Raw genomic sequence first — 26,381 nt, 5'->3', positions numbered from 1 at the left:
CCCTGGTCCTGCCCTCCCGGCCGTCAGGGCTGCCCTGACCGCGCCCCTGCGACCGCCGGTGCCGGTTGCCGGTGGCCCGGCCCGGGCGTCAGGCCAACTCGACCAGTTCGAGCAGGTCGTCGCTCCAGGCGTCCTCGTCGCCGTCGGGCAGCAGGATCGCCCGGTCCGGCTTGAGCGCCAGCACCGCCCCCGGATCGTGCGTGACCAGCACGATCGCCCCGGGATACCGGGCGATCGCGTCGAGCACCTGCTCCCGGCTGACCGGGTCCAGGTTGTTGGTCGGCTCGTCCAGCAACAGCACGTTGGCACCGGAACAGACCAGGGTGGCCAGCGCCAGCCGGGTCTTCTCGCCACCGGAGAGCACCCCGGCCGGCTTGTCCACGTCGTCACCGGAGAAGAGGAAGGCGCCGAGGATCTTGCGCAGGTCGGTGTCGGACTGCTCGAAGGCGGCGCTGCGCATGTGGTCGAGCACGGTCCGCTCCACGTCCAGCGTCTCGTGCTCCTGGGCGTAGTAGCCCAGCCGCAGCCCGTGACCCGGTCGGACCTCACCGGTGTCCGGCTCCAGCAGGCCGCCGAGCATCCGCAGCAGGGTGGTCTTACCGGCACCGTTGAGACCCAGGATGGCCACCCGGGAACCCCGGTCGACGGCCACGTTGACGTCGGTGAAGATCTCCAACGAACCGTACGACTTGGAGAGACCGACGGCGGTGAGCGGGGTCTTGCCGCACGGTGTCGGACTGGGGAACCGGACCTTGGCCACCTTGTCGGCGACCCGGACCTCCTCCAGCCCGGAGATGAGCTTCTCGGCCCGGCGGGCCATGTTCTGCGCGGCGACCGTCTTGGTGGCCTTGGCCCGCATCTTGTCGGCCTGCGCCATCAGGGCACCGGCTTTCTTCTCGGCGTTGGCCCGCTCCCGGCGGCGACGCCGCTCGTCGGTCTCGCGCTGTTCCTGGTACGCCTTCCAGCCGAGGTTGTAGACGTCGACCACCGAGCGGGTGGCGTCCAGGAACCAGACCTTGTTGACCACCGCCTCCAGCAGCGAGGAGTCGTGACTGATCACGATCAGCCCGCCCTTGTGGTTGGCCAGGAAGCCGCGCAGCCAGGTGATCGAGTCGGCGTCCAGGTGGTTGGTCGGCTCGTCGAGCAGCAGGATGCCGCCGCCGTTTTCGCCGGCGTCGCGGAACAGGATCCGGGCCAGTTCGATGCGGCGGCGCTGGCCGCCGGAGAGGGTGCCGATGGTCTGGGCGAGCGCCCGGTCCGGCAGCCCGAGGTTGGCGCAGATCCGGGCCGCCTCGGCTTCGGCGGCGTACCCGCCGAGCGAGGCGAACTGGTCCTCCAGGGCGCCGTACCGCCGGACCAGCCGGTCGTCGACCCCCTCGGCCAGCTTGGCCTCGATCTCCTTCATCTGCGCCATCAGCACGTCGAGGCCACGGGCGGATAGCACCCGGTCCCGACCGGTGACCTCCAGGTCGCCGGTACGCGGGTCCTGGGGCAGGTAGCCGATCGCGCTGCGCCGGTCGATCTCACCGGCGTAGGGCTGCCCCTCACCGGCCAGCACCTTCAGCGTGGTGGTCTTACCGGCGCCGTTGCGGCCGACCAGGCCGATCCGGTCGCCGGGTTGTACGCGCAGCGTGGTGTCGGACAGCAGGATCCGGGCGCCGGCACGCAACTCCAGGCCAGTGGCAGTGATCATTTGTGCGGACTCGCTCTCGGGGGTCTGGAAGGGCTGACTCAGGGCACGCGAAAGCGCCGGCGGGAATAAACCCGTCGGCGCGGGGCGGTTCAGCCTTCGCAGCGCAGCACGGATCGATTGTACCGGGCGGTGTGGAACACCCCGCCGGATTACCGACCAAGATCATCGGGTACCGGATTCAGGTCCGGATCCGTCCGGCAACCCACACACCTGGAAACCGGATCACCACGCGATCGGGGTCACGATGGAGCTGAACGAGAACGCGCGAATCGACACCAGTCAGGTCGAGGACCGACGCGGGTCCGGTGGCGGCGGCGGGGGCATCCCCATCCCCATCCCGGCCGGCGGGGGCGGGCGCGGCGGACTGGTCGGCATCATCATCGCCGTCCTGGTGGCACTGGTCGGCGGCGGCTTCGGGCTGAACGCGATGAGCGGCGACGGCGGCGAGGCCGGCGACAACACCGCACTGGAGCAGAAGTGCGCGGCGGACGACGCGCTCCAGCAGCTCGACTGCCGCAACACCCTCTACGTCAACTCGATCCAGGCGTACTGGCAGCGGGCCCTGCCGGAGGCGTTCGGCGAGCGGTACACCCCGTCGAAGACCATCTTCTTCAGCCAGGGGGTGAGCACCGGCTGCGGGCAGGCCGACTCCGGCGTCGGGCCGTTCTACTGCCCCGCCGACGACCAGGTGTACATCGATCTCACCTTCTACCGGGTCCTCGCCGACCAGCTCGGCGCCGAGGGCGAGTTCGCCCAGCCGTACGTGCTGGCCCACGAGTACGGCCACCACGTGCAGGACCTGCTCGGCACCGAGGCGCAGATGCGCCGCCAGCAGCAGCGGGACCCGGGCGACGCGAACGCCCTGTCGGTCAAGCTGGAGTTGCAGGCCGACTGCTACGCCGGTGCCTGGGCCAAGAACGCCACCGGTACCGCCGACGCACAGGGACAGCGGATCTTCACGAGCATCAGCGAGCAGGACATCTCCCAGGCGATCGACACTGCCGAGAAGATCGGCGACGACGCCATCCAGCAGCGCTCCGGCCGCCCGGTCAACCCCGACGAGTTCACCCACGGCACATCGGAGCAGCGCAAGGAGTGGTTCACCCGGGGGTACCAGACCGGCGACCCGAAGTCCTGCGACACCTTCGGCAGCGGGAGCTGACCGCGTTCCCAGGTGTTAACAGGGGCCCCTTCCTATACCGAAAACGATAGGAAGGGGCCCTTCCTTACCGGACCAGGATGCGGACGGCGCGGGCGGCGGCGATCGCGTCGACCAGTACCGCGTGCCGGGGCTCCGGCACGTCGAGCAGCCGGTCGGCCCGGAGCGCGGCCAGCGGGGCGAGCCGCCGGTCGGCGAGTACCGTGTCGATCGCCCGCCGGTCGCCGCCGGTCACCAGGGTGGCCAGCGACGACGTCTCGGGCAGCAGCAGCCGGACGGCCAGCTCGGCGGCATCGCCCAGGGCCGCCCTGGCCTGGTTGTCCCGACGCCGGGCGAACCGCTGCTGCGACCAGCCACCGGCGGCGGTGCGGCCCTGCACGTACCGGGTGTCGACCTTCGAGGCGACCAGCTCGGTGCCGTCGGCCACCCCGACCGCCACCGCGCCCTTACGGGCGAGCAGCAGCCCGATCCGGCGCGGCGCCGCAGCGGCGGCGACGAACCCGGGGACGTCACCGGCCGGCGGGGCACCGGGCGGGGTGTGCAGCTCGGCGGTGGCGCCGTCCGGGGCAGCGAGCCGCAGGCCGTACTCCTCGACGGTGGTGGTGACCGGGGTGCCGTGCCGTTCGGCGAAGCCGTCGACCCAGCGCGGGACGCGGGCCGGGTCGACATCCACCCAGCGACCACCACCGGCAGCGGGTCGACTGGTCATGGGGCGACCGTACGGCACGCCGGTGCTCAGTCGGGCAGCAGCATGACGACCGCCAGCGCGGTGATCAGGGCGCTGGAGAGCAGGGCGGTGGTCAACCGGCCGCGCGGACCGGTCAGCACCCGGCCGACGAGGCTGCCACCGCCCGCGATGAGCAGCTGCCAGCTCGCCGAGGCGAGGAAGGCCCCCGCGACGAAGAGCCCACCGGCCAGCAGGTCCGGACCGGTGTCCGGGCGACCGAGGATGAGGGCCGTGAAGTAGAGCACCGTGGCCGGGTTGAGCAGGGTCAGCGCCAGTACCCCGGCGAACGCCCGCCACGGGGTGGTCAGCCCGGCACCGGTACGGCCCGGCGCGGCGGACGACCGGCGCCGGAGTGCCCGCCAGGCACCGTGGCCGGCGATGCCGAGCAGCACCACTGCGGCGAGGACGCGCAGCGGGCCGGCCACCGGGGTGATGAGATCGGCGAGGACTGCCCCGCCGAGCACGGCCACCATGGCGTAGAGACCATCGGCGGTGGCCACCGCGAGCGCGGCGGCGGCACCGACCCGGAACGAGGTACGGGCGCTGAGCCCGAGGATGAGCACGGCGATCGCGCCGACCGGGATCGCCACCCCGTAGCCGGCGAGCAGGCCGGCGACGAAGGCGCCGGTCACGACGGTCGGTGGCGGAGTGTCGAGGCACGGCCCCCGGTCGTCCGCTGTCGGCCCGTGGCGGTGGCCACGGCGACAGGGACGACGGGATACGGGGGCTTCTCGATCATCGGGCCATCGTGCTCTATCGGGGAGGCCGGCGCGACCGGTTATCCACTACCCGGGATCCGTCGCGGAACCGGAGTGGGCGGTCACGCGCCGGAGGAGGCGGAAAGGACAACGAGCGTGATACCGGTGAGGCATAAAAATGCCTCACCGGTATCACGCTCATCGGGACGATCGCGTCCCGTCGGCCGGTACGACCGGTCAGACGTTGAAACCGAGGGCACGCAACTGGTCACGACCCTCGTCGGTGATCTTGTCGGGGCCCCATGGCGGCAGCCAGACCCAGTTGATCCGGAAGTCCTGGACCAGGCCACCACCGGGCCCGGTGGTCAACGCCTGCCGGGTCTGGTCCTCGATCACGTCGGTCAGCGGACAGGCTGCCGAGGTGAGCGTCATGTCCAGGGTGGCGACGTTGTCGTCGTCGACGTGCACGCCGTACACCAGGCCGAGGTCGACCACGTTGATGCCCAGCTCCGGATCGACGACGTCCTTCATCGCCTCCTCGACGTCGGCGACGGCGGCCCTGCCGCCCGCACCGGCCGGCACCGCCGACGGCTCCGCCGCAGTCGCGGTCTCTTCGCTACTCATGCCTTCACCTCCGGGCTCGCGCCCACCCCGGCGCGTGCCGCGGCGTCCTTGAACGCCATCCACGGCAACAGCGCACACTTCACCCGGGCGGGGTAGCGGGCCACACCCGCGAACGCCACCCCGTCACCCAGTACGTCCTCGTCCGGCGTGACCTGACCACGGCCGGACATCAACTCCACGAACGCCTCGTGCACCCCGAACGCGTCCGGGACCGCCCGCCCGTGCAGTAGCTCGTGCAGCACGCTCGCCGAGGCCTGGCTGATCGAGCAGCCCATCCCGTCGTACGAGACGTCGGTCAGCACCGACCCGTCGGTGGCGACCCGGACGGTCACCTCGTCACCACAGGTCGGGTTGACGTGGTGCGCCTCCGCCACCCTGGCCCCCGGGTCGGTGCAGTCGCGCAGGCCACGCCCCTGCGGGTGCTTGTAGTGATCCAGGATGATGTCCTGGTAGAGACCTTCGAGCTGCATCAGCTGAACACCTTCCGCACCTGCTCCAGGCCACGCACCAGGGCGTCGATCTCCGCCGTGGTGGTGTAGAGGTAGAACGAGGCCCGGGTCGTCGCCGGTACGCCGTAGCGCACGCAGACCGGTCGGGCACAGTGGTGCCCCACCCTCACCTGCACCCCCAGGGCGTCGAGCACCTGGCCGACGTCGTGCGGGTGGATGTCACCGAGCGCGAAGGAGATGGTGCCACCCCGTCCGACCGGTACCGTCGGGCCGAAGATCCGCAGATCCGGCACGGAGGCCAACGCGTCCAGCGCGTACGCGGTGATCTCCTTCTCGTGCCACTGGACGGCCTTCATGCCGATCCCGGTGAGGTAGTCCACCGCCGCGCCGAGCGCCACCGCCTCGGCGATCGGCGGGGTGCCGGCCTCGAACCGGGCCGGCGGCGCGGCGAACGTGGACCGCTGCATGGTCACCGTCTCGATCATCGAGCCGCCGCCGAACACCGGCGGCATCGCCGCCAGCAGTTCGGCCCGGCCCCAGAGCACCCCGATGCCGGTCGGCCCGCACATCTTGTGCCCGGTGAAGACGATGAAGTCCGCATCCAGGTCGACGACGTCCACCGGCAGGTGCGGCACCGACTGCGAGCAGTCCAGCAGCAGCAGCGCCCCGACCTCCCGGACCCGCGCGGTGATCCGCGAGGTGGCGTTGACCGTGCCGAGGATGTTGGACATGTGCACCAGCGAGACGATCTTCGTCCGCTCGTTGACCAGTTCGTCGAGGTTCGACTCGTCGAGCCGGCCGTTCTCCGTGACGTTGAACCAGCGCAGGGTCGCGCCGGTCCGCTCGCAGAGCAGCTGCCAGGGGACGATGTTCGAGTGGTGCTCCATCTCGGAGATCACCACCTCGTCACCGGGGCCGAGCCGGAACCGGGGGTCGGCGTCCGCGCGCAGCGAGGCGTTGGAGAAGGCGTACGCCACCAGGTTGATCGCCTCGGTGGAGTTCTTGGTGAACACCACCTCGTCGACGCCCGGCGCGTTGATGAACGTGGCGATCTTCGCCCGCGCGCCCTCGTACGCCTCGGTCGCCTCGGTGCCCAGGGTGTGCACCGAGCGGGACACGTTGGCGTTGTGCTGCGCGTAGTGCCCGGCCAGCACGTCCAGCACCTGTCGGGGCTTGTGCGAGGTGTTGGCGCTGTCGAGGTAGACCAGCGGATGGCCGTTCACCTCCCGGCCCAGGATCGGGAAGTCCGCACGCACCCGCTCGACATCGAAGCGGGGCATGTCGTCGTACTGTGGCATACCCGCCGGGATCGCGATGGTGGTCATCTCGACAGCACCTCCTTCCGTCTTACCCGAGATCAGGCCCGCGCCGTACCGGCCCCGGCCACGTACCGCTCGTACCCCTCGGCCTCCAGCTTCTCGGCCAGCTCCGGGCCGCCCTCCTCGACGATCCGGCCGCCGACGAAGACGTGCACGAAGTCCGGCTTGATGTACCGGAGGATGCGGGTGTAGTGGGTGATCAGCAGCAGGCCGGTGTCACCGTTGTCGCGGACCCGGTTGACGCCCTCGCTGACCACGCGCAGCGCGTCGATGTCGAGGCCGGAGTCGGTCTCGTCGAGGATGGCCACCTTGGGCTTGAGCAGCTCCAGCTGCACGATCTCGTGCCGCTTCTTCTCACCACCGGAGAAGCCCTCGTTGACGTTGCGCTGGGCGAACGACGGGTCCATCTGGAGCTTCTCCATCGCGCCGCGCAGCTCACCGGCCCAGGTACGCAGCTTGGGCGCCTGCCCGTCGATCGCGGTCTTGGCGGTGCGCAGGAAGTTGGCCACCGAGACACCCGGCACCTCGACCGGGTACTGCATGGCCAGGAAGAGGCCGGCGCGGGCCCGCTCGTCGACGGACATGGCCAGCACGTCCTCGCCGTCGAGGGTCACCGAACCACCGGTGATCTCGTACTTCGGGTGGCCGGCGATGGAGTAGGCCAGGGTGGACTTGCCGGAGCCGTTCGGGCCCATGATGGCGTGCGTCTCCCCGGACCGGACGGTCAGGTCGACCCCGGCCAGGATCGGCTTGAGCTCCCCCTCGGGCAGCTTCACCGAAGCCTGCAGGTTGCGGATCTCCAGGGTGCTCATGACGGGTTCACTCCATTACTCGGCGTCAGGCTGACGTAGACGGCGCCGTCGCGGATCTCGACGGGGTAGACGGGAACGGGTTCGGTGGCGGGCAGCCCGGTCGGCTGGCCGGTACGTAGGTCGAAACGGGATCCGTGCAGCCAGCATTCCAGCGTGCACCCCTCCACCTCGCCCTCGGACAGCGCCACGGCGGCGTGCGAGCACTGGTCGTACACGGCGTAGAACTGGTCGTCCCCGCCGTGCACCACCGCGATCGGGGTGCCGTCGACATCCGCGCTGAGCACGGAGCCCTTCGGCAGGTCCTCCACGGAGCAGATCCGGATCATCAGGCGCCGGCCTCGATGAGTCGGGTCTCGATGGCCGCGCCGAGCCGCTCGCGCAGTTCCTCGACCGGGATCTTGTTGATCACCTCGGCGAAGAAGCCCCGGACCACCAGCTTGCGCGCCTCGTCGGCCGGGATGCCCCGGGCCATCAGGTAGAACAGCTGCTCGTCGTCGAAACGGCCGGTCGCGCTGGCGTGCCCGGCCCCGGCGACCTCACCGGTCTCGATCTCCAGGTTGGGGACCGAGTCGGCCCGGGCGCCGTCGGTGAGCAGCAGGTTCCGGTTGATCTCGTACGTGTCGGTGCCGGTCGCGGCGGCCTGGATCAGCACGTCACCGACCCAGACGGTGTGGGCGCTGGCACCCTGCAACGCCCCCCGGTAACCGACGTAGCTGCGGCAGTCCGGCACGGTGTGGTCGACCAGCTGGCGGTGCTCCAGGTGCTGGCCGGCGTCGGCGAAGTAGAGCCCGTACAGCTCCGCCTCGCCGCCCCGGCCGGCGTACTCCACGCTGGTGAACTGCCGGACCAGGTCACCGCCGAGGGTCACCTGGACGTGCACCACCCGGGCGTCCCGGCCGAGCCGGAGCCGGACGTGCTGGGCCTGCACGGCGTCGGACGCCCAGTCGGCGACGGTCACCAGGGTCAGCTTCGCCCCGTCGGCCACCGCCACCTCGACGTTGTCGGCCAGGGTGACCGAGCCGGTGTGCTCCAGCACCAGGGTCGCCTCGGCGAACCGGCCGACCTCGACGTAGGTGTGCCCGAACGCGACGCCCTCGGCGCCGGTGCCGGTCACCCGGATCAGGGCCGGCTCCGCGACGACCGCCTCCGGGGTCACCGACACCAGCAGTGCCCGGTCGGCACCGCCGTACGCCAGCGCGCTCACCCGGTCGAACGGGGTGAGCACCGAGCCGATGCGCGGGTCGTCGTGGCCGATCGTGTCGACGGTCACGCCCGACGGCAGCGACGCATGGTCGTGGTTGACCGTGGCGGTGGCGGCCGTCGCCCCGTCGGCCAGACCCCGCAGCCGCTTGAGCGGGGTGAAACGCCACTCTTCCTCCAGCCCGGTGAGGGTCGGGAAGTCGGTGACGTCGTACGAGCGGAGCGCCTGTGACTTGGTGCTGGGCGGCGGCGCGGAAGCCTGGGTAGTCATCTCGTCCTTGGTCTTCGTCGTGCGGGTGCGGTGGGCGGCAACGGGGCGGCCGGCGTCAGCCGACCGCGCCCTCCATCTGGAGCTCGATCAGGCGGTTGAGTTCGAGCGCGTACTCCATCGGCAGCTCCTTGGCGATCGGCTCGATGAAGCCACGCACGATCATCGCCATCGCCTCGTCCTCGCTGAGACCTCGACTCATCAGGTAGAAGAGCTGGTCGTCGCTGACCTTGGAGACGGTCGCCTCGTGCCCCATCGACACGTCGTCCTCGCGGATGTCGACGTACGGGTAGGTGTCCGACCGGGAGATGGCGTCGACCAGCAGCGCGTCGCACTTGACCGTGCTGCGGCTGTGGTGCGAACCCTCCAGCACCTGGACCAGACCCCGGTACGAGGTACGGCCACCGCCCCGGGCGATCGACTTGGAGACGATCGTGCTGGAGGTGTGCGGGGCGGCGTGCACCATCTTGGCGCCCGCGTCCTGGTGCTGCCCCTCACCGGCCATGGCCACCGAGAGCACCTCGCCCTTGGCGTGCTCGCCGGTCATGTAGACCGCCGGGTACTTCATGGTGACCTTGGAACCGATGTTGCCGTCGATCCACTCCATGGTCGCGCCCTCGTGGCAGACGGCGCGCTTGGTGACCAGGTTGTAGACGTTGTTCGACCAGTTCTGGATGGTCGTGTACCGGCAGCGTGCGTTCTTCTTGACGATGATCTCGACGACCGCGCTGTGCAGCGAGTCGGAGGAGTAGATCGGCGCGGTGCAGCCCTCGACGTAGTGCACGTAGGCACCCTCGTCGACGATGATCAGCGTCCGCTCGAACTGGCCCATGTTCTCGGTGTTGATCCGGAAGTACGCCTGGAGCGGGATCTCCACCTGCACGCCCTTGGGCACGTAGATGAACGAGCCGCCGGACCAGACGGAGGTGTTCAGCGCGGCGAACTTGTTGTCGCCGACCGGGATCACCGTGCCGAAGTACTCCTTGAAGACGTCCTCGTGCTCACGCAGCGCGGTGTCGGTGTCGAGGAAGAGGACACCCTGTTCCTCCAGGTCCTCACGGATCTTGTGGTAGACCACCTCGGACTCGTACTGCGCGGCGACACCGGCGATCAGCCGCTGCTTCTCGGCCTCCGGGATGCCCAGCTTGTCGTAGGTGTTCTTGATGTCCTCGGGCAGGTCCTCCCAGCTGGTGGCCTGCTTCTCGGTGGACCGGACGAAGTACTTGATGTTGTCGAAGTCGATCCCGGTGAGGTCGGCGCCCCAGGCCGGCATCGGCTTGCGGCCGAACAGCCGCAGACCCTTCAGCCGCAGGTCGAGCATCCACTCCGGCTCGCTCTTCTTGGCCGAGATGTCCCGTACCACCGCCTCGTTGAGGCCACGCTGGGCGACCGACCCGGCGATGTCCGGGTCGGCCCAGCCGTACTCGTAGCGGCCCAGGGCGGCGTGCTGCTCATCCTGGGTCAGGGGCTGGACGATCTGCTCGGTCATCTGTCTGTCCTCACAGTGGTGACGGTTCTACCGGACTGGACACGCCCCGGCTGCCCGGGGATGTGCGTGGTGCACACCCCGTCGCCGTGCGCGATGGTGGCCAGGCGCTGCACGTGGGTGCCGATCAGGCGGGAGATCACTGCGGTCTCGGCCTCGCACAGCTGGGGAAACTCGGCTGCCACGTGCGCCACCGGGCAGTGGTGCTGGCAGAGCTGGCCACCGGAGGCGATCGTGGTCGCGTTCGCAGCGTAACCCTCGGCGGTGAGCGCCCCCGCGAGCGCCTCCGCCCGGGCCAGCGGGTCGTCGCCGGCGCCTTCGAGGGCGGCACGGCAGCGGGTCTCCAGGGCGGCCACCTGCTCGGCCGCGAACGCGTCGACCGCGCCGGGACCGCCCTCGCGGGCGATCCAGCGCAACGCGGCGGTGGCCATGTTGTCGTAGTGGTGGGTGCCGCAGCGCCCCCGGGCGTCATCGGTCAGCAGGAAGACCTTGGCCGGCCGGCCGCGCCGGCGGTTGCCCCGCACGGACTGCTCGCGGGCCACCACGTCGCCGTCGGCGAGCATGGCGTCCAGGTGCCGGCGGATGCCCGCCGGGCTGAGCCCGAGTGCCGCACCGAGCTGCGCTGCGGTGACCGCGCCCCGCTCCAGCAGGAGCTGCCGGACCCGGTCCCGGGTGCGCAGGTCACCGGTGGCGCCGGGCGTGGCGGCCCCGGCGACCGGACCGGTCGCCAGCTGCTGCTCGGAGAGCGCCGCCATGTTTTTCACAACGCCAACGTTACGTAATTGGGTGACCGGTGGCAAACCCGCGGCACTGGTGATCCGGGCCACGGGGCCGGTCGGGCCGCCCGCCGGCTGACCACTACGCTACGTAGGATTAGCGCGTGATGCGTTTCGACCGGTTCCCGGTCCCCACCGCCGTCGTGCGCCGACTGGCGCTGGCCTCCATCGTCGCCAACGTCGCCATCGTCGGCACCGGCGGGGCGGTCCGACTGACCGCCTCCGGCCTGGGCTGCCCGACCTGGCCCCGGTGTACCGACGAGTCGTACACCACCACGGCCGAGATGGGCATCCACGGGGTGATCGAGTTCGGCAACCGGTTGCTCACCTTCGCGGTGGGCCTGATCGCGCTGGCCGCCCTGACCGCCGTGCTGCTGCACCCCCGGCGCCGGCAACTGCTGCCGATGGCGGTGGCGGTCTTCCTGGGCATCCCCGCGCAGGCGGTGATCGGCGGGTTCACCGTGCTGACCGACCTGAACCCGTGGGTGGTGGGGCTGCACTTCCTCGCCTCCACGGCGGTCCTGGTGCCCGCGTACGCGCTCTGGCGGCGCAGCGGTGAGCCGGACGGGCCGGCCGTGCCGACGGTCCCCGCCCCGCTGCGCACCCTGACCTGGCTGACCACCGTGGTCAGCGCCGCCGTACTGGTGATCGGGACCTGGGTGACCGGTAGCGGGCCACACGCCGGCGATCAGGGCGCGGCCCGCAACGGGCTGGACCCGGAGACCATCGCACAGGTGCACGCGGACGGCGTCTTCCTGCTCATCGGTCTGTCGGTGGCCCTGTGGTACGCGTTCCGCGCGGTCGGCGCCACCACAGCCGCCCGGGCCGCACTGCTGCTGCTCGGCGTCGAGCTGGGCCAGGGCCTCATCGGTTTCGTGCAGTACTTCACCCACCTGCCCGCGATCCTGGTCGGCGCGCACATGGTGGGGTCGTGCCTGGTCTGGCTGGCCACCCTGGCCGTGCTCTGGGCCACCCGGGAACGGGAGCCGGAGGCGGTGCCGGCACCGGCACCGGCCGAGGCCGACCGCCCGGTCGCGGTCGGCTGATCCCGCCGGGTACGACTCCCGCGGGTACGACTCCCTCCCGACACGACGAAGCGACCCGGGGTCTCCCCCGGGTCGCTTCCGTTATCGGGTCAGTTAGCGGACAAGGACTATCAACGGGCCATGGTGCGCCGGGCCATCGACCGCCACAGGTCGTTGCTCGGACGCATCTGGTCCATCAGTTCGCGTTCCCAGGTGTTCTCCACGGCAACTCCCGCTTTGGCGCAGGCCAGTCGTGCGATGTCCGTGCCGTCCGCGAACTGGTCAGCCCACGCGCCGTCCTCCCCCACGAGAACGATCCGCGCGCCCCGCTTGCCGACGTACTCAATGACCGCCTTCGCGCCGCCGTGGCCGGCGGCAAACGACTTGATGCCGGAGACCAGGCCGTTGAGAGCCTGGGTCGGAACGGTCTGTTCAGCCGTCAGCGTCGTATCGGAACCATCTGCCATACCGCGCAGCCTAAGCAAACCAACGCCGCCACGCGGGCCGACTATCGACAATTTGTGATGCCAATTACCTGCAGGTTTGGCCAGGAGCCGTGGCGTTTTGCCCGGTTTTATACCACTTTATCGTGATTTTCCGTCGGGACATTTGCCGCTACGCAGGGTGACCAGGTCACTGCATCGCGAATGGCGATAAAACTGCCTGACAGCCGCATAGCGCCCAGAACAGGACAAACCAGGCGAGGATCGGATCCGCCCGGACGCCGCTGATCAGATCAGCGCGTCCACCGCGACCGCCGCGAAGAGCAGCGTCAGGTAGGTGGTGGACCAGTGGAACAGCCGCATCGGCTTGACCGGCTCACCCCGGCGGGCCCGCCCGCACAGCTTGTGCGCCTCGACCAGGAAGATGCCGCCGACCAACAGCGCGGTCACCCCGTAGATCAGGCTCATCCCGAACGGCCACACCAGCAACGACGACAGCACGGTCAGCCACGAGAAGGCCAGGATCTCGGCGTTCACCCGCCGGGTCGAGGCGACCACCGGCAGCATCGGAATACCGGCCCGCGCGTAGTCGGCCTTGTACTTGATGGCCAACGCGTAGAAGTGCGGCATCTGCCAGAAGAAGACCACCGCGAAGAGCGCCCACACCGCCGGGGCCAGCGAACCGGTCACCGCGGCCCAGCCGATCAGCACCGGGGCCGCCCCGCAGACCCCGCCCCAGAAGGTGTTCGCCGCCGTGGTCCGCTTCAGCCACAGCGTGTAGACCAGGTCGTAGTAGGCGATCGCGGCCAGCGTCATGCCGGCCGCCAGCCAGTTGGTGAACGCGGCCATCAGGGCCACCGACACCACGGCCAGCACCAGCCCGAAGACCAGGGCGCTGCGGGGCGTCACGGTGTGCGCCGGCAACGGCCGCCGCTTGGTACGGCGCATCAACTGGTCGATGTCCCGGTCGATGTAGCAGTTGAGCACGCTCGCCGCGCCGGCAGCGAGGGAACCACCCACCAGCACCACGGCCACCAGCCACAGCGCCGGCACACCCCCGTCGGCCAGCATCATCGCCGGCACCGTGGTGACCAGCAGCAGCTCGACGATCCGGGGCTTGGTGAGGGCGACGTAGGCCGACACGACCGCCCGGACGTCCCGTCGGGCCCGGCTGCCGCCGGCCGCATCCCGCACGGACGGCTGCCCGGCGGGGGTGGTGACGGGGCGCTCGGTGATCATGCTCACGGATTGCACCTTCCGGCGTCGGCGCGTCGGCGCGGAGATTCTGGCGGCGGCGACCGACCCGGGTCCGGGTCCACACACCGACCGACAGCCTACGCGCCACCGTTTGCGCTGCCCGGGCGACCCGTCAACGGTGCGGGCGGTCACAGTCCGCCGACCGGACGGGACCCCCGACCGGACCGGACAGCGCGGACAGCCCGGCCCGAACCGGCACGGACGCCCAGCTCACCGTAGAACGAGATCCCGGGACAGACGTTGAGGACCGCTCGATAGGGTCACGTTTAGGACCCCTCGTTAGGGTCATCAGTGAGGGCTCTGCCCACCTGCTGCTAGGAGCACAACAAACGTGGCTGCCAACCGACCGGAGCAAGACCGACTCACCTGGTCCGACCTCGACCGCCGCGCCGTCGACACCGTCCGCGTGCTGGCCATGGATGCCGTGGAGAAATCCGGCAACGGCCACCCCGGCACCGCGATGAGCCTCGCGCCCGCGGCGTACCTGCTCTTCAACCGGGTCATGCGGCACGACCCCACCGACCCGCACTGGCCGGGCCGGGACCGGTTCGTCCTTTCCGCCGGGCACTCCAGCCTCACTCTCTACATCCAGCTCTTCCTCTCCGGCTACCCGCTGAACCTGGAGGACCTCAAGGCACTGCGGCAGTGGGGCTCGCTCACCCCGGGCCACCCGGAGCACGGCCACACCCCGGGCGTGGAGACCACCACCGGCCCGCTCGGCCAGGGCCTCGGCAACGCGGTCGGCATGGCGATGGCGGCCCGGCGGGAGCGCGGCCTGTTCGATCCGGACGCCGCCCCCGGCGCCTCCGTCTTCGACCACCAGGTCTGGTGCATCGTCTCCGACGGCGACATCGAGGAGGGCATCAGCCACGAGGCCAGCGCCCTCGCCGGCCACCAGCTGCTCGGCAACCTCACCGTGATCTACGACGACAACGAGATCTCGATCGAGGACGACACCCGGATCGCCAAGAGCGAGGACGTTGCCGCCCGGTACGCCGCCTACGGCTGGCACGTGCAGACCGTGGACTGGCGGCGGGGCGACGCCGACCAGGGCGACTACCACGAGGACGTCGATAAGCTGCACCAGGCGCTGGTGGCGGCCCGGGCGGAGACCGGCCGGCCGTCGTTCATCGCGCTGCGCACCATCATCGGCTGGCCCGCCCCGAACAAGAAGAACACCGGCAAGATCCACGGTTCGGCGCTGGGTGCCGCCGAGGTGGCCGCCACCAAGGAACTGCTCGGCTTCGACCCGGCGCAGACCTTCGCAGTGGACGAGAAGGTCCTCGCCCACGCCCGCAAGGTACTCAACCGGGGCCGCGAGGCACACGGGCAGTGGCAGCAGGTGTACGACGCCTGGGCCGCGGCCAACCCGGAGCGCAAGGCGCTGCACGACCGGTTGTCGACGCGTACCCTGCCGGCCGGCTGGACCGACGCGCTGCCGCAGTGGCCGGCGGACGCCAAGGGGATCGCCACCCGGGCCGCCTCCGGCAAGGTCCTGGAAGCCCTCGCCCCGGTCCTGCCGGAGCTGTGGGGCGGCTCGGCGGACCTCGCCGAGAGCAACAACACCACGATGAAGGGCGAGCCGTCCTTCGTCCCCAGCGGCCACGCCACCAAGGAGTTCCCCGGCCACGAGTACGGCCGCACGCTGCACTTCGGCATCCGTGAACACGCCATGGGCGCGATCCTCAACGGCATCGCGCTGCACGGCGGCACCCGTCCCTACGGCGGCACCTTCCTGGTGTTCAGCGACTACATGCGCCCCTCGGTCCGGCTGGCCGCGCTGATGAAGCTGCCGGTGGTCTACGTCTGGACGCACGACTCGATCGGCCTGGGCGAGGACGGCCCGACCCACCAGCCGGTGGAGCACCTCTCCGCGCTGCGCGCCATCCCCGGCCTGGACGTGGTCCGGCCGGCCGACGCCAACGAGACCGCGTGGGCGTGGCGCAAGGCCCTGGAGCACACCGACCGGCCGACCGCGCTGGCACTGAGCCGCCAGAACCTGCCGGTGCTCGACCGCAGCGAACTGGCCGGCGCCGAGGGCACCGCCCGGGGCGGCTACATCCTCGCCGAGGCGTCCACCGCCAAGCCGCAGGTGATCCTGATCGGTACCGGGTCGGAGGTGCAGCTCTGCCTGACCGCCCGGGAGCGGCTGGAGGCCGGGGGCACGCCCACCCGGGTCGTCTCGATGCCCTGCCAGGAGTGGTTCCGGGCACAGGACGAGGCGTACCGGGAGTCAGTACTGCCACGCGGGGTAAAGGCCCGGGTCAGCGTCGAGGCGGGCATCGCGATGTCCTGGCACGACCTCGTCGGCGACTGTGGCGAGAACGTCAGCCTGGAGCACTACGGGGCGAGCGCGCCGCACAGCGTGCTGTTCGAGCAGTTCGGCTTCACCCCCGACCGGATCGTGGCCGCCGCGCACGCGGCGCTGACCCGGATCGGCGACATCACCGGTTTCACGACCGGCAACTGAGGGGAGCGTGTGGGCATGACGGACCGACTGAGTGAACTCACCGCCACCGGCGTGGCGATCTGGCTCGACGACCTTTCCCGGGTACGGCTCAGCTCCGGCGGGCTGGACCAGCTCCGCCGGGAAAAGCACGTGGTCGGGGTGACCACCAACCCGACCATCTTCGCCAAGGCGCTCAGCGCTGCCGACGAGTACAACTGGCAGCTACGGGACCTGGCCGCCCGGGGGGTGGACGTCGAAGAGGCGGTCCGCATGCTCACCACCTACGACGTGCGGTGGGCCTGCGACGTGATGCGCCCGGCGTACGACGCCAGCGGGGGCGTGGACGGGCGGGTCTCCATCGAGGTGGACCCGCGCCTGGCGCACGACACCGACCGGACCGTCGCCGAGGCGAAGGCGCTGTGGTGGCTGGTGGACCGGCCGAACCTGTTCATCAAGATCCCGGCGACCGAGGCGGGACTGCCGGCGATCACCCGCACCCTGGCCGAGGGGATCAGCGTGAACGTCACGCTGATCTTCGGCCTGGACCGGTACTCGGCGGTGATGGAGGCGTTCCTGGCCGGTCTGGAGCTGGCCAAGCAGAACGGACACGATCTGACGAAGATCGGCTCGGTCGCCTCGTTCTTCGTCTCCCGGGTCGACACCGAGGTCGACAAGAGATTGGACCGGATGGCCGGTACGGCTTCCGACACCGCAGGCAAGGAGGGCGCGCTCGCGCTGAAGGGTCGCGCGGCGGTGGCCAACGCCCGGCTGGCGTACGAGCGCTACGCCGAGGTCTTCTCCAGTGACCGGTGGCAGGCCCTCGCCGACGCCGGTGCCCACCCGCAGCGCCCGCTCTGGGCGTCGACCTCGACCAAGAACCCGGACTACCGGGACGTCATCTACGTCGAGGAACTGATCGCCCCGGGCACGGTCAACACCATGCCGGAGTCGGTGATCCACGCCTTCGCCGACCACGGCGAGACGCCCGGTGACACCGTCACCGGCGCGTACGACGACGCCCGCGAGGTCTTCGCCGGCCTGGAGCGGGCCGGCATCGACTTCACCGACGTCATCGCCGTCCTGGAACGGGAGGGCGTGGAGAAGTTCGAGGCGAGCTGGTTGGAGCTGCTCGACGGGGTACGCCGGTCCCTGGCGGCCGCCGCGCACGGCACCGGCTCGCCCAACAAGGCCGCGAAGGGCAGCGCCGAGGCCGCCGCCCAGGCCGGGGGCAACGCGTGACCCGGGCCGCCGGGCGTCCGCTGACCGGACCGGTGGGCGGAGACCGGGCGTGAGTGACCTGTTCGACGGGCCGGCGGAGTGCGCCGCCGGCCTCACCGTGCACGGCGCCGACACGGTGGACGCCACCGCGCCGGCCTCGGCCCGGGCCGCCGTGACCGCCGCCGGCCTGCCCGGGCGGCTGGCCGGCAAGGACCCGACCATCTGGGGACCGGACGCCGAGGACGAGGCCCGGATCCGGCTCGGCTGGCTGGACACCCACCGGCGCAGCCGGGAACTGCTGCCACAGCTCGCCGAGCTGAAGGCCGAACTGGGCGACCTGGACCACGTGGTGCTCGCCGGAATGGGCGGCTCGTCGCTGGCCCCCGAGGTGATCTGCCGGACCCTGGGCCGCCCGTTGACCGTGCTGGACACCACCGATCCGGGGCAGGTCCGCGCGACGCTCGGCGACCGGCTGGACCGGACCGTCGTGGTGGTGTCCAGCAAGTCCGGTTCGACGGTGGAGACCGACAGCCACCGCCGGGCCTACTGGCAGGCGTTCCTGGACGCCGGGCTGAGCGAGGCCGAGGCCGGCCGGCACTTCGTCGTCGTCACCGACCCGGGCTCCCCGCTGGAGGCGACCGCCACCGAGATGGGCGCCTTCTTCATCCTCGCCGACCCCGAGGTGGGGGGCCGGTACTCGGCGCTCACCGCGTTCGGACTGGTGCCGGCGGCACTGGCCGGGGTCGAGGTGGCCGAGCTGCTCGACCAGGCGGACATGCTCGCCGACTCCCTCGGCGGGGAGCGGGACAATCCCGCGCTGGCCCTCGGCGCGGCGCTCGGCGCCGCCGCCACCAGTGGCCGGGACAAGGTCGCCCTGGTTTCCGACGGGACCGGCATCGAAGGGCTCGGCGACTGGGCCGAGCAGTTGCTCGCGGAGTCCACCGGCAAGTCCGGGGTGGGCATCCTGCCGGTGGTCGTCGAGTCGCCGCAGAGCCCGGGTGCCACCGGGGCGGACGTGCTCACCGTGACCTACGGTGGGGCGCTGCCCGTCGGTGCCGTACCGGGTGGCGGGATCACCCCCGACCTCGCGGTCAACGGGCCGCTCGGCGCGCACTTCCTGGCCTGGGAGTACGCCACCGCGCTCGCCGGGGCGGTCCTCGGCGTCGACCCGTTCGACCAGCCGAACGTCACCGAGTCCAAGCAGAACACCAGCCGCATCCTCGCCTCCGGCGCGCCGACGGGAACCCCGTCGTTCACCGAGGGCGCCATCGAGGCGTACGCCCCGGCGGGCGCCCCCGGCGACCTGGCCGGGGCGCTGCGCTGGCTCTGCGACGGGCTGGGCGACGACGGTTACCTCGCCGTGCTGGCCTACCTGGACCGGTCCGCCGACGCCGGTGCGGCCGACCTTCGGCCGCTGCTCGCCACCGTCACCGGCCGGCCGGTGACCTTCGGCTGGGGACCGCGGTTCCTGCACTCCACCGGCCAGTACCACAAGGGCGGACCGCAGGTCGGGTCCTTCCTGCAGATCACCAGCACCCCCACGGAGGATCTGGCGGTACCCGGTCGGCCGTACACCTTCGGTCAGCTCCAGGCGGCGCAGGCCGCCGGCGACCGGGAGGCGCTGACCGGCCGGGGCCGGCCGCTGCTGCGCCTGCACCTGACCGAGCGGGCCACCGGTCTGGCCCAGCTGCGCGACGCGGTACGCGGACTGGGGGCACGACAATGAGCCTGCAAGGTCAGTGGAGCGAGGAGGTGGCGTGAACCCACTGCGTGATCAGCAGGACCGTCGACTGCCCCGGATCCCGGAGCCCTGTGCTCTGGTGATCTTCGGGGTGACCGGCGACCTGGCCCGCAAGAAGCTGCTGCCGGCGGTCTACGACCTGGCCAACCGTGGCCTGCTCCCCCCGGGCTTCGTGGTGCTCGGCTTCGCCCGGCGGGACTGGGGGGACGGTGACTTCGAGTCGCTGGCCCACGAGGCGGCCCGCAAACACGCCCGGACCCCGTGGCGGGAGGAGGTCTGGGCCCGGCTGGCCGGCAACATCAAGTTCGTCGGCGGGTCGTTCGACGACGACGCGGCCTTCGACCATCTCGCGGCAACCCTGAACGACCTGCGGGAGAGCCACGGCATCGCCGGCAACGCGGCGTTCTACTTCTCCATCCCCCCGGCCGCCTTCCCCGTGGTGCTCAAGCAGCTCGCCCGGACCGGCATGGCCGACAACGAGAAGTGCGGCGGCTGGCGGCGGGTGGTGGTGGAGAAGCCGTTCGGCCACGACCTGCCCTCGGCCAAGGCGCTCAACGACCTGGTCGACGACGTCTTCACCCGGCAGGACGTCTTCCGGATCGACCACTACCTGGGCAAGGAGACGGTCCAGAACATCCTCGCCCTGCGCTTCGCCAACAGCCTCTTCGAGCCGCTGTGGAACTCCAAGTACGTCGACTCGGTGCAGATCACCATGGCCGAGGACGTCGGGATCGGCAGCCGGGCCGGCTTCTACGACTCGGCCGGCGCGGCCCGTGACGTGCTCCAGAACCACCTGCTGCAACTGCTCGCCCTGGTGGCCATGGAGGAGCCGACCAGCTTCGACGCGGACGAGATCCGCACCGAGAAGCTGAAGGTGCTCAGGGCGATCACCCTGCCTGCCGACGTCACCCAGGGCACCGTCCGTGGCCAGTACCTGCCCGGCTGGGTGGCCGGGCAGCGGGCCGTCGGTTACCTGGAGGAGGAGGGCGTACCGGCCGACTCGACCACCGAGACGTACGTCGCGGTACGGCTGGGCATCCAGAACCGCCGCTGGGCGGAGGTGCCGTTCTACATCCGGGCCGGCAAGCGGCTGCCCCGCCGGGTCACCGAGGTGGCCATCATGTTCAAGAAGGCACCCCACCTGCCGTTCAACCCGGCCGACATGGAGATGCTGGGCAACAACCAGCTCGTCATCCGCGTCCAGCCGGACGAGGGTGTGGTGCTCAAGTTCGGCTCCAAGGTGCCCGGGACGACGATGGAGGTCCGGGACATCGCGATGGACTTCCAGTACGGCGAGGCGTTCACCGAGTCCAGCCCGGAGGCGTACGAGCGGCTCGTGCTCGACGTGCTGATCGGCGACCGGACCCTCTTCCCGGACGCGGCCGAGGTGGAGCAGAGCTGGCAGGTGGTGGATCCGCTGGAGCAGGCGTGGGCGGACATCAAGCCGGAACCGTACCGGGCCGGTGAGTGGGGCCCCCGGGCCGCCGACGAGATGCTCGCCCGCGAGGGTCGGGCCTGGAGGAGAGCATGATCGGGCTCTGGGACACCACCGGCAACGAGGTGGTCAAGGCGCTCGCCGCGGAACGACGCAGCGCGGGCGGGGTGGCCAGCGGGATGGCCCTGACACTGATCGTCGTGGTGGACGAGAAGCGGGTCCGGGAGGCGGAGGCGGCGGCCACCATCGCCGCCGCAGCCCACCCGTGCCGGCTGCTGGTCGTGGTCCGCTCGGACGTGGACCAGGACCGCAACCGGCTCGATGCGGAGATCGTCGTCGGTGGCCGGCTCGGTCCGTGCGAGGCGGTGGTGACCCGGATGTACGGCCGGCTGGCCCTGCACGCCGAGTCGGTGGTGATGCCGCTGCTGGTCCCGGACGTGCCGGTGGTGACCTGGTGGCACGAGGAGCCACCGGCGGAGATCGCCAACGACTTCCTCGGCGTGGTGGCCGACCGCCGGATCACCGACGCCGCGCAGGCCAAGGATCCGATCGAGGCGCTACGCCAGCGGGCCCGGGACTACGCCCCCGGCGACACCGACCTGGCGTGGAGCCGGATCACCCCGTGGCGGACCCTGGTCGCGGGCGCGTTCGACACCACCGAGGCACAGGTGACCGGGACGAAGGTGGTCGCACCCCGTACCGACCCGACGGCTGCGCTGATGTCCGGGTGGCTGGCCGCCCGGCTCGGTGTCCAGCCCGAGTGGGAGCACACCGACGAGTTCCCCCGGATGCGGTCGGTCGAGCTGCGGTGCGCCAACGGTGACCAGTTCGAAATCGTCCGGGAGGACAGCATGGCGGCGTTCCGTCGGCCCGGCCAGGCCACCCGGAACCTGCCGCTGGTCCGCCGTCCACTCGGTGACGAACTGGCCGAGGAACTGCGCCGGCTCGACGCCGACCAGGTGTACGCCGAGGCGCTGGGGGCGGCGACCGGGCTGACCGGCCTGCAGTCCCGGCCCGCGCAGCGGGTGCACGTGTGGAAGGACCCGGCGACCGCCAGCCGGGCCGAGGCGGGCATCAGCGCCCACCCGAGACGAGCCAGGCGTGACCCGTACCGGCAGGACAGGGAAGAACAGCAGTGATGAGTGAGGCGAGTGTCGCCGTCCACGCGGACCCCGATCTGCTCGCCCAGGCGGTCGCCGTACGGCTGGTCGTCAAGCTCCTCGACGCGCAGGCCGACCGGGGTGAGGCGTCGGTCGTGCTGACCGGCGGACGGATCGCCGCAGCGGTGTACCGGGCCGTCGGCGCGCTGCCGGCCCGGGACGCGGTCGACTGGTCCCGGGTGGACGTGTGGTGGGGCGACGAGCGGTTCCTGCCGGCCGGGCATCCGGACCGCAACGAGACGCAGGCCCGGGCGGCACTGCTCGACGCTCTGCCGCTCGACCCGGCCCGGGTGCACCCGATGCCACCGTCGGACGGTCCGGCCGGCGACGATCCCGAGGCGGCGGCAGCCGGGTACGCGGCCGACCTGGCCGCAGCGGCCGGGCCGGGTGCGCTGGTGCCCCACTTCGACGTGCTGATGCTCGGGGTCGGTGAGGACGGGCACGTCGCCTCGGTCTTCCCCGGGCACCCGCTGAGCGGCGGAACCGGTCCGGTGAGCACGGTCCGGGACAGCCCGAAGCCGCCACCGACCCGGCTGACGTTGACCCTGCCGGCGATCAGCACGGCCGAGGAGGTCTGGCTGGTGGCCAGCGGGGCGGACAAGTCCCGGGCGGTCGGCATGGCGCTGGCCGGGACGGCTCCGGCACCGTTGCCGGCGGCCGGGGTACACGGTGTGCGGCGAACCCTCTGGCTGCTGGACCGGGCGGCGGCGGCCGAGGTGCCCCCGCGCCTCCCCCGCTAACCCCCCGGGGGCCCGCGCCCCCGGGACCCTCGACCGCGCGCCCCCGGGAGCCCACCCCGCCCCGCCCCGTCGATCATGGAGTTATGGTGGGGAGTTTTACCTAGATCGCCCCTTTTGTAGGGCACCACAACTCCATGATCGACGCAGGCTGGCGGGGTGGCCCGACGGTGAAAAGATCGAGCGCCGACCCACCCCGACAGGGGCGGGCCGGCGCTCGGCCGTTGAGACGGAGGTGGGTGCTCAGACCGTGCCGGAGTTGACCGCCAGCTTGAGCCAGAGCCCCAGCCCGATAATACAGGCGAACCAGACAAGACCCACCAGGACCGTGTACCGGTCGAGGTTCTTCTCGGCCACCGAGGAACCGGCGAGGCTGGAGCTGACCCCGCCACCGAACATGCTCGACATCCCGCCGCCCTTCCCGCGGTGCAGCAGGATCAGCAGGGTGAGCAGGACGCTGGTAATGATCAGCAACACGATCAACGTGTATGCGAACCAGATCGGCATGGTTGGGGTCAGTCCTCTCGTTGCGATCCCGGTCCGGCGGGGGGCCGGACGCGGCGACACCGACCGGTGGGCGGGCGGGCCATGCAAGGATAGCGAGCAGTCAGCGGCTGATGTGCTCCGGGAACCGGCAGATCTGCGCGAATTCTTCGGCGTCCAGGCTCGCCCCGCCGATCAGCGCACCGTCCACGTCCGGCTTCGCCATGATTCCGGCAATGTTGGACGACTTCACCGAGCCGCCGTAGAGGATCCGCACCTTCTCGGCGGTCTCCGCACCGAAGCTCTCCGCGAGCCGCTGCCGCACCGCGCCGCAGACCTCCTGGGCGTCCTCCGGGGTGGCCGTCTTCCCGGTACCGATCGCCCAGACCGGCTCGTACGCAACAACGACCTTCTCCACCTGCTCGGCGCTGAGCCCACGCAGGGCGGCGGCGAGCTGGTCCGCGCAGTGCCCCACATGCCGCTCCTGCTCGCGGATGTCCAGCCCCTCCCCCACGCAGAGGATCGGGGTCAGACCGTGGGCGAGCGCGGCGGTCACCTTCGCGTTGACCACCGTGTCGTCCTCGTGGTGGTAGGCACGCCGCTCCGAGTGCCCGACCACCACGTAGGTGCAGCCGAGCTTCGCCAGCATCGCACCGGAGATGTCCCCGGTGTAGGCGCCCGAGGCGTACGGCGACAGGTCCTGCGCGCCGTAGCCGATCAGCAGCTTGTCGCCGTCCACCGCGGTCTGCACGGTACGCAGGTCGGTGAAGGGCGGCAGGACCACCGTCTCCACGTCGGTGAGCTGCTTCTCGTTGAGGCTCGCCGCCAGCTTCTGCACCAGCAGGTTGGCCTCGAAGTGGTTCAGGTTCATCTTCCAGTTGCCGGCCATCAGCGGCCGGCGTACGGGGGTAGCCATCAGGTCAGTTCTCCAGAGCGGCGATGCCGGGGAGGGTCTTGCCCTCCAGGTATTCCAGCGAGGCGCCCCCACCGGTCGAGATGTGCCCGAACGACGACTCGTCCAGGCCCAGGGCGCGGACCGCTGCGGCGGAGTCACCGCCGCCGACCACCGTGAACCCGTCCACCTTGGTGATCGCCTCGGCGACACCCCGGGTCCCGGCGGCGAACGCCGGCATCTCGAACACGCCCATCGGGCCGTTCCAGAACAGGGTCCGGGCGCTGCCGATCACCTCGGCGAACGCGGCCACGCTGCGCGGACCGATGTCCAGCCCGAGCCGGTTGGCCGGGATCGCGTCGGCGGCCACCGTGTCGTGCCCGGCGTCCGGGGCGAACGCGGCGGCGGCCACCACGTCGACCGGGAGCATGATCCGACCCTCGGCCCGGTCCAGCAGGTCCCGGCAGGTGGCGATCATCTCCTTCTCCAGCAGCGAGGTACCCACCTCGTGGCCCTGGGCCTTGAGGAAGGTGAAGCACATCCCGCCACCGATGAGCAGCTTGTCGACCTTCGGCAGCAGCGCCTCGATCACGGCGAGCTTGTCGGAGACCTTGGAGCCGCCGAGCACCACCACGTACGGCCGCTCCGGCTCGCCGGTCAGCTTCGACAGCACCTCGACCTCGCGCAGCACCAGCCGGCCGGCGACGTGCGGCAGTCGCGCCGGTACGTCGTACACGCTCGCGTGCTTGCGGTGCACCGCGCCGAACGCGTCGTCGACGTACGCCTCGGCGAGCGCGGCGAGCTGATCGGCGAAGGCACCCCGCTCGGCGGCGTCCTTGCTGGTCTCCCCCGCGTTGAACCGCAGGTTCTCCAGCAGGGCGACGTCGCCGTCACCGAGCGCGTCCACCGCCGCGCCGGCCGACTCGCCGACGGTGTCGGTGGCGAAGCGCACGTCGGCGCCGAGCAGCTCACCCAGCCGGGCGGCGACCGGAGCGAGACTGTACTGCGGGTCGGGCGAACCCTTGGGGCGGCCCAGGTGGGAGCAGACCACCACCCGGGCACCCGCGTCGCGCAGCGCGGTCAGTGTCGGCAGCACCGCGCGGATCCGGCCGTCATCGGCGATCGAGCCGGACTGCTTGTCGAGTGGCACGTTCAGGTCGGCGCGCACCAGGACGCGCCGACCTGAAACCCCCTCGGCGAGCAGGTCATCGAGGGCCCGGACACTCACAGCGACTGACCCACCAGCTTGACCAGGTCGACCAGGCGGTTCGAGTAGCCCCACTCGTTGTCGTACCAGCCGACCACCTTGGCCTGGTTACCGACCACCTTGGTCAGACCGGCGTCGAAGATGCAGGACGCCGGGTCGGTGACGATGTCCGCCGACACGATCGGGTCCTCGGTGTAGACCAGGATGCCCTTCAGCGGCCCCTCGGCGGCGGCCTTCATCGCGGCGTTGAGCTCCTCGATCGAGGTGGCCCGACCCAGGTTCACGGTCAGGTCGGTGGCCGAGCCGGTCGGGATCGGCACCCGCAGCGCGTACCCGTCGAGCTTGCCCTTCAGCTCCGGCAGCACCAGGCCAATGGCCTTGGCGGCACCGGTGGAGGTCGGCACGATGTTCAGCGCGGCGGCCCGGGCCCGGCGGAGGTCGGAGTGCGGACCGTCCTGGAGGTTCTGGTCCTGGGTGTACGCGTGGATGGTGGTCATCAGACCGTGCTCGATGCCGAAGGTGTCCTGGAGAACCTTCGCCATCGGGGCGAGGCAGTTCGTGGTGCAGGACGCGTTCGAGATGATGGTGTGCTTCGCCGGGTCGTACTGGTCGTGGTTGACGCCCATGACGACCGTGACGTCCTCGTTCTTGGCCGGCGCCGAGATGATGACCTTCTTGGCCCCACCGTCGATGTGCGCCTTGGCCTTGGTGGCGTCGGTGAAGAAGCCGGTGGACTCGATGACCACGTCGGCGCCGAGGTCGCCCCAGGGCAGCTTGGCCGGGTCACGCTCGGCGGACGCCTTGAGGGTCTTGCCACCCACGGTGATCTCGTCGGCGGTGGCCTTGACCTCGTGCGGGAGCCGACCGAGGATGCTGTCGTACTTGAGCAGGTGCGCCAACGTCGCGTTGTCGGTCAGGTCGTTGACGCCGACGATCTCGACGTCGGCGCCGGACGCCAGCACCGCCCGGAAGAAGTTACGGCCGATGCGGCCGAAGCCGTTGATGCCAACCCGGATGGTCACAGGTCCCATCTCCTCGCTCTGGTCCGCCGGCATCAGCGTGTGGCCGGCGGTGTGTGCCGGCCCTGGGAGCCGGCCTTTGATAGGTCATCTCGGCCACCCCG

Annotated in this window: 25 protein-coding genes; 8 read left to right on the top strand and 17 right to left on the bottom strand. The window is 70.9% G+C overall.

Annotated features, from left to right (window positions below; all coding sequences use genetic code 11):
- Positions 1-88 precede the first annotated feature (88 nt).
- Complete coding sequence (locus V6U90_RS09310) at positions 89-1,693, bottom strand: ABC-F family ATP-binding cassette domain-containing protein (protein ID WP_334433361.1); 1,605 nt, start codon at positions 1,691-1,693, stop codon at positions 89-91.
- Positions 1,694-1,937: 244 nt separating this feature from the next.
- Between V6U90_RS09310 and ypfJ the strand changes: the two genes are divergently transcribed.
- Positions 1,938-2,855: a KPN_02809 family neutral zinc metallopeptidase gene (gene ypfJ, locus V6U90_RS09305; RefSeq protein ID WP_334433360.1), complete on the top strand. Its 918-nt coding sequence runs from the start codon at positions 1,938-1,940 to the stop codon at positions 2,853-2,855.
- Between the two features lie 64 nt (positions 2,856-2,919).
- Here the strand turns inward: ypfJ and V6U90_RS09300 are convergent, their stop codons facing one another.
- From V6U90_RS09300 to V6U90_RS09255, 10 genes are all read right to left on the bottom strand, one after another.
- The gene (locus V6U90_RS09300) at positions 2,920-3,561 is read right to left on the bottom strand and encodes an acVLRF1 family peptidyl-tRNA hydrolase (protein WP_334433358.1); all 642 of its coding nucleotides are present in this window, start codon (positions 3,559-3,561) and stop codon (positions 2,920-2,922) included.
- A gap of 26 nt (positions 3,562-3,587) precedes the next feature.
- Positions 3,588-4,211, bottom strand: coding sequence for a LysE/ArgO family amino acid transporter (locus tag V6U90_RS09295; RefSeq protein WP_334433355.1), 624 nt, complete (start codon positions 4,209-4,211; stop codon positions 3,588-3,590).
- Positions 4,212-4,514: 303 nt separating this feature from the next.
- Positions 4,515-4,901 (bottom strand): metal-sulfur cluster assembly factor, encoded by a 387-nt coding sequence (locus tag V6U90_RS09290; RefSeq protein ID WP_334433353.1) that lies wholly within the window; start codon positions 4,899-4,901, stop codon positions 4,515-4,517.
- The gene (sufU, locus tag V6U90_RS09285; protein ID WP_334433351.1) at positions 4,898-5,371 is read right to left on the bottom strand and encodes a Fe-S cluster assembly sulfur transfer protein SufU; all 474 of its coding nucleotides are present in this window, start codon (positions 5,369-5,371) and stop codon (positions 4,898-4,900) included. The genes V6U90_RS09290 and sufU overlap by 4 nt, the downstream gene beginning before the upstream one ends.
- Positions 5,371-6,675: a cysteine desulfurase gene (locus V6U90_RS09280; protein ID WP_334433348.1), complete on the bottom strand. Its 1,305-nt coding sequence runs from the start codon at positions 6,673-6,675 to the stop codon at positions 5,371-5,373. Before V6U90_RS09280 ends, sufU begins: the two co-directional genes overlap by 1 nt.
- Before the next feature lie 32 nt (positions 6,676-6,707).
- Positions 6,708-7,481, bottom strand: a complete 774-nt coding sequence (gene sufC / locus V6U90_RS09275; protein ID WP_334433346.1) for a Fe-S cluster assembly ATPase SufC — start codon at positions 7,479-7,481, stop codon at positions 6,708-6,710.
- A complete protein-coding gene (locus V6U90_RS09270; RefSeq protein WP_334433344.1) occupies positions 7,478-7,807 on the bottom strand; it encodes a non-heme iron oxygenase ferredoxin subunit in 330 nt (109 codons plus the stop codon). Before V6U90_RS09270 ends, sufC begins: the two co-directional genes overlap by 4 nt.
- Positions 7,807-8,952, bottom strand: coding sequence for a Fe-S cluster assembly protein SufD (gene sufD / locus V6U90_RS09265; RefSeq protein ID WP_334433341.1), 1,146 nt, complete (start codon positions 8,950-8,952; stop codon positions 7,807-7,809). Before sufD ends, V6U90_RS09270 begins: the two co-directional genes overlap by 1 nt.
- Before the next feature lie 55 nt (positions 8,953-9,007).
- A complete protein-coding gene (sufB, locus tag V6U90_RS09260) occupies positions 9,008-10,438 on the bottom strand; it encodes a Fe-S cluster assembly protein SufB (protein ID WP_334433339.1) in 1,431 nt (476 codons plus the stop codon).
- Positions 10,435-11,199: a helix-turn-helix transcriptional regulator gene (locus V6U90_RS09255; protein ID WP_334433337.1), complete on the bottom strand. Its 765-nt coding sequence runs from the start codon at positions 11,197-11,199 to the stop codon at positions 10,435-10,437. The genes sufB and V6U90_RS09255 overlap by 4 nt, the downstream gene beginning before the upstream one ends.
- 119 nt (positions 11,200-11,318) lie before the next feature.
- Between V6U90_RS09255 and V6U90_RS09250 the strand changes: the two genes are divergently transcribed.
- Positions 11,319-12,257, top strand: coding sequence for a COX15/CtaA family protein (locus V6U90_RS09250; protein WP_334433507.1), 939 nt, complete (start codon positions 11,319-11,321; stop codon positions 12,255-12,257).
- A 110-nt stretch (positions 12,258-12,367) separates the two neighbouring features.
- Here V6U90_RS09250 and V6U90_RS09245 read toward each other — a convergent pair whose 3' ends face one another.
- Both V6U90_RS09245 and V6U90_RS09240 read right to left on the bottom strand, forming a co-directional pair.
- Positions 12,368-12,703, bottom strand: a complete 336-nt coding sequence (locus tag V6U90_RS09245; RefSeq protein WP_334433335.1) for a hypothetical protein — start codon at positions 12,701-12,703, stop codon at positions 12,368-12,370.
- Positions 12,704-12,967: 264 nt separating this feature from the next.
- Positions 12,968-13,924 (bottom strand): heme o synthase, encoded by a 957-nt coding sequence (locus V6U90_RS09240; protein ID WP_334433334.1) that lies wholly within the window; start codon positions 13,922-13,924, stop codon positions 12,968-12,970.
- A 343-nt stretch (positions 13,925-14,267) separates the two neighbouring features.
- Between V6U90_RS09240 and tkt the strand changes: the two genes are divergently transcribed.
- From tkt to pgl, 6 genes are read left to right on the top strand one after another with little or no spacing between them, the layout of a single operon-like run.
- A complete protein-coding gene (tkt, locus tag V6U90_RS09235) occupies positions 14,268-16,406 on the top strand; it encodes a transketolase (RefSeq protein WP_334433331.1) in 2,139 nt (712 codons plus the stop codon).
- A 15-nt stretch (positions 16,407-16,421) separates the two neighbouring features.
- Entirely contained in the window at positions 16,422-17,624 is a 1,203-nt protein-coding gene (gene tal, locus V6U90_RS09230; protein WP_334433328.1) for a transaldolase, read from the top strand.
- A gap of 49 nt (positions 17,625-17,673) precedes the next feature.
- On the top strand, positions 17,674-19,329 hold the full coding sequence (locus tag V6U90_RS09225; protein ID WP_334433325.1) for a glucose-6-phosphate isomerase: 1,656 nt from the start codon (positions 17,674-17,676) through the stop codon (positions 19,327-19,329).
- Positions 19,330-19,360: 31 nt separating this feature from the next.
- Positions 19,361-20,875, top strand: a complete 1,515-nt coding sequence (gene zwf, locus V6U90_RS09220; RefSeq protein ID WP_334433323.1) for a glucose-6-phosphate dehydrogenase — start codon at positions 19,361-19,363, stop codon at positions 20,873-20,875.
- Positions 20,872-21,918: a glucose-6-phosphate dehydrogenase assembly protein OpcA gene (locus tag V6U90_RS09215; protein WP_334433321.1), complete on the top strand. Its 1,047-nt coding sequence runs from the start codon at positions 20,872-20,874 to the stop codon at positions 21,916-21,918. The genes zwf and V6U90_RS09215 overlap by 4 nt, the downstream gene beginning before the upstream one ends.
- Entirely contained in the window at positions 21,918-22,679 is a 762-nt protein-coding gene (gene pgl / locus V6U90_RS09210; RefSeq protein ID WP_334433318.1) for a 6-phosphogluconolactonase, read from the top strand. Before V6U90_RS09215 ends, pgl begins: the two co-directional genes overlap by 1 nt.
- Positions 22,680-22,919: 240 nt before the next feature.
- On the opposite strand, the gene secG is transcribed toward pgl, so the two are convergent.
- The 4 genes from secG to gap form a co-directional block, all read right to left on the bottom strand.
- Positions 22,920-23,183: a preprotein translocase subunit SecG gene (gene secG, locus V6U90_RS09205; protein WP_334433315.1), complete on the bottom strand. Its 264-nt coding sequence runs from the start codon at positions 23,181-23,183 to the stop codon at positions 22,920-22,922.
- Positions 23,184-23,283: 100 nt separating this feature from the next.
- Positions 23,284-24,075 (bottom strand): triose-phosphate isomerase, encoded by a 792-nt coding sequence (tpiA, locus tag V6U90_RS09200; protein WP_334433313.1) that lies wholly within the window; start codon positions 24,073-24,075, stop codon positions 23,284-23,286.
- Between the two features lie 4 nt (positions 24,076-24,079).
- Complete coding sequence (locus V6U90_RS09195; protein ID WP_334433310.1) at positions 24,080-25,279, bottom strand: phosphoglycerate kinase; 1,200 nt, start codon at positions 25,277-25,279, stop codon at positions 24,080-24,082.
- A complete protein-coding gene (gap, locus tag V6U90_RS09190) occupies positions 25,276-26,280 on the bottom strand; it encodes a type I glyceraldehyde-3-phosphate dehydrogenase (protein ID WP_334433307.1) in 1,005 nt (334 codons plus the stop codon). Before gap ends, V6U90_RS09195 begins: the two co-directional genes overlap by 4 nt.
- Positions 26,281-26,381: the final 101 nt, after the last annotated feature.

Source organism: Micromonospora sp. CPCC 206060, assembly GCF_036906895.1.
In the GTDB taxonomy this organism is placed as follows: domain Bacteria; phylum Actinomycetota; class Actinomycetes; order Mycobacteriales; family Micromonosporaceae; genus Micromonospora.
Note: the sequence above shows the minus strand (reverse complement) of the source record. Positions and strands in the feature narration are given on the sequence as shown.